Origin of the sequence: Mycobacterium palustre, assembly GCF_002101785.1 — a bacterium.
In the GTDB taxonomy this organism is placed as follows: Bacteria; Actinomycetota; Actinomycetes; order Mycobacteriales; family Mycobacteriaceae; genus Mycobacterium; species Mycobacterium palustre.
Genome location: NZ_LQPJ01000092.1, coordinates 1 through 8,197 on the forward strand (window position 1 = coordinate 1; position 8,197 = coordinate 8,197).

Annotated in this window: 8 protein-coding genes and 1 pseudogene; 6 read left to right on the top strand and 3 right to left on the bottom strand. The window is 68.3% G+C overall.

What is annotated here, in order from left to right:
* From AWC19_RS30050 to AWC19_RS10385, 3 genes and pseudogenes are all read left to right on the top strand, one after another.
* Positions 1 to 206, top strand: a pseudogene (locus AWC19_RS30050) (hypothetical protein); the annotation flags it as partial.
* Between the two features lie 24 nt (positions 207 to 230).
* Positions 231 to 1,388: a MacS family sensor histidine kinase gene (gene macS / locus AWC19_RS10380; protein ID WP_085077973.1), complete on the top strand. Its 1,158-nt coding sequence runs from the start codon at positions 231 to 233 to the stop codon at positions 1,386 to 1,388.
* A complete protein-coding gene (locus tag AWC19_RS10385; protein ID WP_085077974.1) occupies positions 1,381 to 2,043 on the top strand; it encodes a response regulator in 663 nt (220 codons plus the stop codon). The genes macS and AWC19_RS10385 overlap by 8 nt, the downstream gene beginning before the upstream one ends.
* On the opposite strand, the gene AWC19_RS10390 is transcribed toward AWC19_RS10385, so the two are convergent.
* Positions 2,007 to 2,501, bottom strand: a complete 495-nt coding sequence (locus AWC19_RS10390) for a hypothetical protein (RefSeq protein ID WP_085077975.1) — start codon at positions 2,499 to 2,501, stop codon at positions 2,007 to 2,009. The two genes, AWC19_RS10385 and AWC19_RS10390, sit on opposite strands and share 37 nt — an antisense overlap.
* Positions 2,502 to 2,511: 10 nt before the next feature.
* On the bottom strand, positions 2,512 to 3,810 hold the full coding sequence (locus AWC19_RS10395; protein ID WP_085077976.1) for an acyltransferase family protein: 1,299 nt from the start codon (positions 3,808 to 3,810) through the stop codon (positions 2,512 to 2,514).
* 376 nt (positions 3,811 to 4,186) lie between these two features.
* On the opposite strand from AWC19_RS10395, the gene AWC19_RS10400 reads away from it, so the two are divergent.
* Positions 4,187 to 4,840 carry a 2OG-Fe(II) oxygenase gene (locus AWC19_RS10400; RefSeq protein ID WP_372508660.1) on the top strand — a complete coding sequence of 218 codons (654 nt, stop codon included), beginning with the start codon at positions 4,187 to 4,189 and terminating at the stop codon, positions 4,838 to 4,840.
* A 31-nt stretch (positions 4,841 to 4,871) separates the two neighbouring features.
* Positions 4,872 to 5,537 carry a nitroreductase family protein gene (locus AWC19_RS10405; RefSeq protein WP_085077979.1) on the top strand — a complete coding sequence of 222 codons (666 nt, stop codon included), beginning with the start codon at positions 4,872 to 4,874 and terminating at the stop codon, positions 5,535 to 5,537.
* A 39-nt stretch (positions 5,538 to 5,576) separates the two neighbouring features.
* On the opposite strand, the gene AWC19_RS10410 is transcribed toward AWC19_RS10405, so the two are convergent.
* Positions 5,577 to 7,184: a PPE domain-containing protein gene (locus AWC19_RS10410; protein WP_085077978.1), complete on the bottom strand. Its 1,608-nt coding sequence runs from the start codon at positions 7,182 to 7,184 to the stop codon at positions 5,577 to 5,579.
* Between the two features lie 321 nt (positions 7,185 to 7,505).
* Here AWC19_RS10410 and AWC19_RS10415 point away from each other — a divergent pair.
* The coding region (locus AWC19_RS10415; RefSeq protein WP_281255276.1) for a beta-ketoacyl synthase N-terminal-like domain-containing protein at positions 7,506 to 8,197 on the top strand (692 nt) is incomplete at its 3' end.

An 8,197-nucleotide genomic window follows, 5' to 3' on the forward strand; every position in this document is an offset into this window, starting at 1 on the left:
CGACACGCCACACCCCACCCGGGGGTTCTCCTCACATCAAGCCGACACGCCTGCTACCAACGTCCTGGCCGAGTACATCTAGCGCGTTCACCCTGGCGAAGGTGATCCGCGATCACCAGGAGGCCGCCACCGTGCGGGTGCGGCTGGACGAGGCGCGCATCGAGAAACTACTCGCGGAATACAACCCGTTTAGCGCCGCGAGCTGAATACCGCCGGCGCGCCGTCGACCTATGCTGGGCCCGATGGCGACCCACAGTTCCGACCCGACCGCGCCGCTGTGGCGCGCGGCGCAGGTGTTTCGGCTGTTGAGCTGCGTCTACGCGCTGGGCTTTCAAGTCGCCGTCAACTCGGATTTGCGCCGGCCGGTGCTGGGCTGGGTGCTTTTCGCCGTGCTGATCGGCTGGAGCGCGGCCTGCGCGGTCGCCTACTTGCGCGGATTCGGCCGCAGGCCGGCGTGGGTGATCGCCGAGATCGTCGTCGTCGTTTTGCTCATGGGGTCCAACACGGTTGTCGCCTCCGAACATTGGGCGGCAGAAAACCAGACCTGGCCGACCACCTTGTGGGCGAGCAATCCCACCATCTCGGCCGCGATTCAGTGCGGGCCCGCGGGCGGGATGGCGACGGGTCTGGTGGTGATGGCGACCAACTTTGCGGTCAAGGACTACTTCAGCCTCAACCTCGGGCACAACGCCACCATCATCATCGAGCTCGCGATCGGCATGGCGATCGGGATGGCCGCGCAGACGGCCCGGCGCGCCCACGAGGAGTTGCAACGCGCGGCCCAGTTGTCGGCGGCGCTGGAGGAACGGGAGCGGCTGTCGCGAGAGGTCCACGACGGCGCCATCCAGGTGCTCGCGCTGGTGGCCAAGCGGGGCCACGAAATCGGCGGTGCCACAGCAGAGTTGGCCGAACTGGCGAGCGAGCAGGAACGGGCGCTGCGGCGCTGGGTGACGTCGGCCGGCGTCGACGGCGACGAAGACCGCGCGACCGTCGACGTCCGCTCCCTGCTGCGGCGCAGGGAATCCGACCGCGTGTCGGTGAGCCTGCCGGGAACACCCGTGCCGCTGCGGCGGTGGGTCGCCGGCGAACTGGACGCCGCGGTGAGCAACGTCCTCGACAATGTGCGGGCCCACGCGGGCCCCGACGCCCGCGCGTTCGTGCTTCTGGAGGACCTGGGTGATTCGGTCGCGGTGAGCGTCCGCGACGACGGCGTGGGCATCGCCGCGGGCCGGCTGCAGGAAGCGGCCCGGGAGGGACGCCTCGGCGTCTCGAAATCCATTGTGGGACGGATGGCTTCGCTCGGCGGTACCGCTCACCTGCACAGCGCGCCGGGCGAGGGCACCGAGTGGGAGCTGTGCGTGCCGCGCCGGGACGGGCGCGATGGCTGACGACACGACGCCGACGGTGATGGTCGTCGACGACCATCCGATTTGGCGCGACGCCGTGGCCCGCGACCTCGCCGAAGGCGGGTTCAATGTCGTCGCCACCGCCGACGGCGTGGCCGCCGCGCGGCGGCGGGCCGCCGTGGTCAAGCCGGACGTCGTGGTGATGGACATGCGGCTCGGCGACGGCGACGGCGTGCGGGCGACGGCGGAGGTGCTCGCGGTCTCGCCGACGTCTCGGGTGTTGGTGCTCTCGGCGTCAGACGAGCGCGACGACGTCCTGGAAGCCGTCAAGGCCGGCGCCACGGGATATCTCGTCAAGAGCGCGTCCAAAGCCGAACTGGCCGAGGCGGTCAAGGACACCGCGGCCGGCCGGGCGGTTTTCACGCCCAGCCTGGCCGGGCTGGTGCTGGGCGAATACCGGCGCATCGCCCAAAGCAAGGATCCCGGGCCGGCGCGCCCCACGCTCACCGAACGCGAGACCGAGGTGCTGCGCTACGTCGCAAAGGGGTTGTCGGCCAAGCAGATTGCCGAGAAGCTTTCGTTGAGCCACCGCACCGTCGAAAACCACGTGCAGGCCACCTTTCGTAAGCTTCAGGTCGCCAACCGGGTGGAACTGGCCCGCTACGCCATCGAACACGGCCTGGACGACGAGCCCTGACGAGAACATGACCGCAGCGTCGGCCCCGCCACCGCCAGCGCCATCGTCACCGCCGCCAACGCCAAAACGAAGACGGCGACCACGGTAACCAGCGAGTAGCTGGGCAGCCCGGCCACCGTCTTGCCGAACAGGAAGGGCGCCGGAATGATCCGCGTGATCAAAAGCGCCCCCGTCACGCATGCGGCCCCGGATGCCGCCACCGTGAGCCGGATCCCGGAGCGCCGGCGACGCAGCAGCATGATGCCGCCGCCCAACAACCCGACCGCGGCGGCGCCCTCGAGGAAGCCGACGACGGCCAAGCCGATGCCGAAGGGGCTGAAAAGCAACATGGCGGCCCAAACCCCAAGGCCGTCAAGCCCTTTCATTAGCGCGAGGTCGCTGGCCGCAAAGCCGCAGGCGTGGATCGCCGCGCCGGCAAAGCTCAGCAGTGCGGCCGCGTTGGCGGTGCCATTTTTCATCGCGGTCTCGCTACTTCGTCCGGCGAGCCGCGGCCAGCACCCGAGCGCCGACGAGCGAGGCGACCATGACTGCGACGCAGACCAGCCCATCGCCTTTGAGGCCCCACCTGATGGCGGCCAGCGTCGCCACGCCGGCGACGCACAGCAGCGCGCCGGCCGCCGCGCCCCGCCACACCGACGTGATCGCGGGGGCACCGTCCCAGCCGGCCAGCGGGTTGTTTTCCAAGGGCCGCAACGCCACGAAGAGCACCGCCACCGCGGTCGCCATGAGCAGCAGCTGCGCGACGCTGTTCACGACGAAATCGCTCTGGCCGGGATACCGCGGGTGACCGAGGTAGTCGAAGATCAGGTGCGTCGCCAGCAGCGCCGGCATGTGCCACAGGTACAGGGTCATCGCGCCGGAGTTTCCGACCGCGGCCCACCACCACACTCGCGGCCGCCGGGCCCAGCGGGCGATCGCCGGGGCGGCCACGATCGCCAACGCGCTCAAAATGATTGCGTGTCCGGCCAGGAGCAACGACGGGGGGCTGGTGTTGGACAGGCGGTGGTCGCCGGTGCCGACCATGCTGAGCTGGTACGGGCCCCACCCCACGAGCGCGACGTTGATCGCCAGCACCGCGATAGCCGTGCGCAGCGCCGCGCTCGCGGTGAGCAGCCCGCGGCGGTAGGCGACGCCGAACATCGCGGGGATGAGCCACACGGCGAGGTTGAAATACCCGAGGGCGGACGCGGCCGGCCAGTTGAGGCGGACCGCGTCGATTGCGGCGATGGCTCCGTAGACCGCGGCCACGCCCGCGGCCAGGCGGCCGGTGGTGGTGATCCACGACAACGCCGGCATCGCGGCCAGTACCAGGACGTAGGCGCCCAGGAACCACAGCAGCTGAATGCTCACGCCGGCGATCGGGTCGTAGACATGGCGGGGCAGCAGCGGATACAGCGCGGTCAGCGTGACCGCCCAGAACGCGAGGTAATAGAAGACCGGCCTGAACAGCCGGGTACAGCGCTTCATCAGCCAGCCGCCCCAATTGGTGCCGGCTCGCCATGACGACACGCAGGCCGCGGCGCCGGCGAAGAAGAACAGCGGCATGATCTGGAATATCCAGGTCAAGGCCTGAAACACCGCGGAAGTGGTCAGCAGGTTGTCCCAGATGAGGACGTGATTTCGGATGACGCTGATCGCCATCACGGTGTGGCCGAGAACGACGCCGATCAGGGCGGTGATCCGGATGACGTCGATGGCCCGGTCTCGGTCGGCCGGGGTGCTGGCCTCGAGCTCGGCGGGGCTGGGAAAGCCGACGGCGGTGGTCATTTCGTTCGGTTGCCTTTCTGGGCGATGAAGGGGATGTTTTTGCCCTCCCGAAAGCCTCGCCGAATAGCGGCGGTCAAACCCGCGCACTTCTACGCGTCAGCCCTGAGTAGAACTACTCAAGTTGGGTCTCACGCCGGCTGTCCGCCCGTCGTCTACTCCACAATGAGGTTGAACGATGCCGACGCGACACACGATGGTCGACAGGCCCCCTGGGGAACCTGACGCTGGCCGCCGAGGGTGACGCTCTGACCGGCGGGTATTTCCGGCGGCTCGACCTGGAAGCGCCGGCGCCGGCGGCGGCGGGCAGACTGTTCTGATGCCGTCGAAATGGGATCGGCTCTTAAACGCCGCGGACTGGGACGCGGTCACCGCCGACATGAACGACGTTGGCGGGGCGCTGCTTCCGCGGCTGCTCACCGCCGCCGAGTGCGCGGCGATGCGTGATCTCTACCGTGACGACGACCTGTTTCGCGCCACCGTCGACATGGGCCGCCACCGCTACGGACAAGGCGAGTACCGCTACTTCGACCGGCCCTATCCGCGGCCGATCGATGAGCTGAAGCATGCCCTCTATCCCCGGTTGTTGCCGATCGCCCGCGACTGGTGGACCAAACTGCGCCGCGACCCTCCCTGGCCCGACGGTCTCGATGAGTGGCTGGCGACGTGCCATCGCGCCGGCCAGACCAAACCCACCGCGCTGATGCTGAAGTACGGCCCGGGAGACTGGAACGCCCTGCACCGAGACCTCTACGGCGACTTGGTGTTTCCCTTGCAGGCCGTGATCAACCTCAGCGAGCCGGGCGTGGCGCACACCGGTGGCGAGTTCCTGCTCGTCGAACAACGGCCCCGAGCGCAATCGCGGGGCACCGCCATCACGCTGCCGCTAGGACACGGCTACATCTTCACCACCCGGGAGCGACCGGTCCGCTCGACGCGGGGCTGGTCGGCCGCCCCGGTGCGCCACGGCGTTTCCGTCGTGCGCACCGGCCAGCGCTACGCCCTCGGCCTGATCTTTCACGACGCCGCCTAAAGCCGCTTCTTGGTGGGGCACCATGGTCGTCATGGAGCTCTACGACGTCATGCGAACCACCCCCGCCGCGCGTGAATACACCGACGATCCGCTTCCCGACGATGTGCTCGCGCGGATCCTCGACAATGCGCGCTTCGCGCCGACCGGGGGCAATCGTCAGGGTGCGCGGGTTATCGTCGTGCGCGACAAGGGAACCCGGTCGGCCCTTGCGGACCTCGCGCTTCCCGCCGCCCGCCGGTACATGGCGCAGGTCGCCAACGGCGAATCGCCGTGGAACCCGTTGCGGCCGCCACGGGTCGACGCGTCGACAATCGAGGCAACCGAGCCGCCGGCGGCAATGTCCGCTCCGTTTCGAAAAGCGCCGGTGGTGTTGGTGATCTGCCTGGACCTTGGGGTCGTCGCCGCCATCGATCAGGATCTGGATCGCTTGTCGGTGACGTCGGGGGCCTCGGTATACCCGTTCGTCTGGAACATCCTGCTGGCCGCGCGCAACGAAGGTTACGGCGGGGTGTTGACCACGATGGCGGTGGCCGAGGAGCCGCGCATCAAAGGACTGCTTGGCGTTCCCGACGCGTACGCCGTCGCGGCGGTGGTGCCCCTCGGCAAGCCGGTGCGGCAGGTGACGAAGCTGCGCCGACGGCCGGTGGCCGAATTCGCCACCCGCGAGCGCTTCGACGGGCCGCCGTTCGGGGCGTAGCGCGCCCGACAACGGCCGTCGCATCGGGCCCCGCAACGGTCACGAAGTGTCCGCTTCGTCGATCCCGGTCTGCCAGTCGCCGGGCATCATCGGCACGGTCGGTGCGCCCCCGAAGGCGTTCCCTTCCAGCGAGGTCAGCCCGGCGGGACGTCGCGTTGCTGACACGGCGGCGGCGCCGGCTGAGCCCAGCGGACCCGCACCCATATCGGAAGCAACCGCGCCGCTGGGCGGGTCCAGATATTCGTACCGGTAGCCCCGGTCAATGTGCGTCGGTGCGGCACGCCGCCTTCGTTCTCGCTCGCTTTCCGCCGCTGCGGGTGCCGTGGCCGCCGGGGCCGCGGCCGATTCCGTTGCAGCCCTTGAGATCTTGTTGCGGCTGCTCGATTCTGCGGTGACGCCGGAGGCCCCAATTAGGTATTGGACGCTGAAGCCCGAGGCGCCCACGGCACCTTCGGGTCCGCCGACCGGCAAAGCCGGCGGGCCGGCCGCGGGCGGTGGCGCGCTGGCAGCAGACACCGGTGACGAAGCGGCCGACGGCGCGGCGGCGACGGTGGGAGCGGCGCCGGCGATCGGGCCGCCGGGGAGGACGGTTGCGGGGGTGGGCGCAACGGCGCTAGGCAGTGGCGGTGATCCCGCCACACCGGCCAGTCCGGTGAGTCCGGTGAGCCCGCCGGTGGCCGCCAAGGGCGCGGTCGCGGTGGTCGCGCCTATGCCCGCGGCATACAACGGGTTGTCGGCGACGAAGGCGGGCAGCGCCGTCAGCAAGGTCGGATAGTTGTAGAAGATGTTGATCAAGACGAGGGTTCGATGGACGACGAATTGAGTTCCAAGCAGCGCAAGGGCTTCCACCAATTGCTCGGGGTTATTCGCGTACATCGGGATCATGACCTCAGCCCGTGACAGGAACATCGACAAACTCGGATGCAGCGTTGTCGGCGGACCGAAAGGGTTGATCGGAAATATCGCGTTGAGCCACTGCTCGACAGTCGACGGCAGGGCGGTTCCCATGTTGGGCATGCCGCCCATGCCGGCCATGCCCGAACCATTGCCCATGCCGCCCATGCCCGAACCGTTGCCCATGCCTGAGTCGCCCATGGCGCCCGCGTCGGCCTTGACGATCTGCGGTGGCGGCTCGGCGTCCGGTGCCGTGACCACCGCTGCCGTGGACGCGGCCTGATATGCGGTCATGGTGGTGGCCGCCTGAATCCACATCCGCGCGTAGTCGGCCTCGTTGACTGCGATGGGGATCGCGTTGATTCCGAAGAAGTTCGTCGCCACCAGCACCGCATGGGTGACGTGGTTGGCGGTCAGCTCCGCGAGGGTGGGCATCGAGCACAACGCGGTCGTATAGGCGGCCGCGGCCGCTTCGTGCCGCGCGGCCATATCGGCGCTATCCGCGCCGGCCTTCACCAACCATGCGATGTAGGGGGCATGCGCGGTCAGATACTGCTCGGCGCTCGGGCCCTCCCAAGCGCCGGCCTGAACCTCCCCGAGCAGGGCCGTGAGGTCGCTGGCGGCCGCGTTGTATTCGCTGCTCAGCGAGTTCCACGCGCTTGCCGCAGCCAGCAACGGTCCCGGGCCCGGCCCGCTGCTCAGCAGCGCCGAATGCACCTCGGGTGGGAAAGCCGCCCAAATCGGCGACGTCATGGTAGGCAAAGCCGCCTGTCGAACCGCGCACGGCCGCGTGCCGGTGCAACCGTACACCGCATAAACAGATGCATAAGGCTATTATTACCGCAAGTGCGGATATTTTGGGCAATTATTGGCGCATGAGCGTATGCGTGCGGGATCGTCACGTGACGAAACGTCACGAAGACTAATGCGCAACGCCCGGGGTCAGCGAAACCAAGCCTGCCGAGGGCTATGGAATATTGTTCGTATCACCGCTCCGTTTTCGCGGTCCGCCGGCGTCGGGACGCTCGGTCGTGCCGCGTTGAGCGAAATAAAGATGGAAGGGACCTAGAACCCATGACTGACTTGGTTACCGGGAAAACTCTCCCGAATGTCGTCGTCACCGGTATTGCCATGTCGACCGCGCTGGCGACGGATGCCGAGACGACGTGGAAGTTGTTGTTGGACGGCCAGAGCGGTATCCGTACCCTCGATGACTCGTTTGTCGATCATTATGACCTTCCCGTCCGCATCGGCGGGCACCTGTTAGAGGAGTTCGACGACGGCTTGACGCGGGCCGAGCGGCACCGGATGGGTTATCTGCAACGGATGGCGGCCATTTTGAGCCGGCGGGTCTGGGACAACGCCGGCTCGCCCGAGGTCGACCCCAACCGATTGATGGTTTCCATCGGCACCGGCTTGGGCTCGGCGGAGCAAATCGTCTTCAGCTACGACGATCTTCGCGCCCGTGGGATGAAGGCGGTTTCCCCGCTCGCCGTGCAGAAGTACATGCCCAACGGGGCCGCCGCGGCGGTCGGGTTGGAACGGCGCGCGCGCGCCGGTGTGATCGCGCCGGTTTCGGCGTGCGCGTCGGGTTCGGAGGGCATCGCCCAGGCGTGGCGCCATATCGTGTTCGGTGAGGCCGACGTCGCCATTTGCGGCGGCGTCGAGGTCAAAATCGAGGCGGTCGCTATCGCGGCGTTCGCCCAGATGCGCATCGTGATGTCGACCAAGAACGACGACCCCGAGGGCGCCTGTCGCCCGTTCGA